This window comes from Paenibacillus sp. MDMC362, from assembly GCF_003269305.1.
In the GTDB taxonomy this organism is placed as follows: domain Bacteria; phylum Bacillota; class Bacilli; order Paenibacillales; family Paenibacillaceae; genus Paenibacillus_AQ.
The window spans coordinates 1-1,678 of sequence record NZ_QLYT01000011.1 but is presented as its reverse complement, the minus strand read 5'-3'; the positions used below and the strand labels follow the sequence as shown (position 1 = coordinate 1,678).

1 rRNA gene is annotated in these 1,678 nt (G+C 54.2%); it reads left to right on the top strand.

Features of this window, described 5'->3' with window-relative positions:
• A 23S ribosomal RNA gene (locus DP091_RS05445) occupies window positions 1-1,677 on the top strand; the annotation flags it as partial.
• Between the last annotated feature and the right edge of the window lies 1 nt (window position 1,678).

The following is a 1,678-nucleotide window of genomic DNA, read 5'->3' as shown; positions in this document are numbered from 1 at the left end:
GGGTTGAAGGTGTACCGTAAGGAGCGCTGGACAGCATACAAGTGAGAATGCCGGTATGAGTAACGAAAAGATCAGTGAGAATCTGATCCGCCGAAAGCCCAAGGTTTCCTGAGGAAGGCTCGTCCGCTCAGGGTAAGTCGGGACCTAAGGTGAGGCCGAAAGGCGTAATCGAAGGACAACAGGTTGAAATTCCTGTACCACCGTAAACCGTTATGAACGATGGGGTGACGCAGGAGGGTAGTGACGCGGACTGATGGATGTCCGTCCAAGCAGTGAGGCTGATGTGTAGGCAAATCCGCACATCGATAAGGCTGGGCTGTGATGGGGAGTGAAAATTATAGTAGCGAAGGTCATGATCTCACACTGCCAAGAAAAGCCTCTAGTCAGGTGAAGGTGCCCGTACCGCAAACCGACACAGGTAGGCGAGAAGAGAATTCTAAGGCGCGCGGAAGAACTCTCGTTAAGGAACTCGGCAAAATGACCCCGTAACTTCGGGAGAAGGGGTGCCTCGGTAGGGTGAATAGCCCGAGGGGGCCGCAGTGAAAAGGCCCAAGCGACTGTTTAGCAAAAACACAGGTCTGTGCGAAGCCGTAAGGCGAAGTATACGGGCTGACGCCTGCCCGGTGCTGGAAGGTTAAGGGGAGCGGTTAGGAGCAATCCGAAGCTGTGAACCGAAGCCCCAGTAAACGGCGGCCGTAACTATAACGGTCCTAAGGTAGCGAAATTCCTTGTCAGGTAAATTCTGACCCGCACGAATGGCGTAACGACTTGGGCGCTGTCTCAACGAGAGATCCGGTGAAATTTTAATACCTGTGAAGATGCAGGTTACCCGCGACAAGACGGAAAGACCCCATGGAGCTTTACTGCAGCTTGATATTGGATTTGGGTACGATCTGTACAGGATAGGTGGGAGCCTTAGAAGCATGAGCGCCAGCTTGTGTGGAGGCGACGTTGGGATACCACCCTGATCGTATCTAGGTTCTAACCTGGTACCGTAATCCGGTGCGGGGACAGTGTCAGGCGGGCAGTTTGACTGGGGCGGTCGCCTCCTAAAGAGTAACGGAGGCGCCCCAAGGTTCCCTCAGAATGGTTGGAAATCATTCGAAGAGTGCAAAGGCATAAGGGAGCTTGACTGCGAGACCTACAAGTCGAGCAGGGACGAAAGTCGGGCTTAGTGATCCGGTGGTACCGCATGGAAGGGCCATCGCTCAACGGATAAAAGCTACCCTGGGGATAACAGGCTTATCTCCCCCAAGAGTCCACATCGACGGGGAGGTTTGGCACCTCGATGTCGGCTCATCGCATCCTGGGGCTGAAGTAGGTCCCAAGGGTTGGGCTGTTCGCCCATTAAAGCGGTACGCGAGCTGGGTTCAGAACGTCGTGAGACAGTTCGGTCCCTATCTGTCGTGGGCGTAGGAAATTTGAGAGGAGCTGTCCTTAGTACGAGAGGACCGGGATGGACGTACCGCTGGTGCACCAGTTGTTCCGCCAGGAGCATGGCTGGGTAGCTACGTACGGACGGGATAAGCGCTGAAAGCATCTAAGCGTGAAGCCCCCCTCAAGATGAGATTTCCCAACTAGTAAGACCCCTTGAAGACGACGAGGTAGATAGGTTGGAGGTGGAAGTGCAGTAATGCATGGAGCTGACCAATACTAATCGGTCGAGGGCTTATCCAAA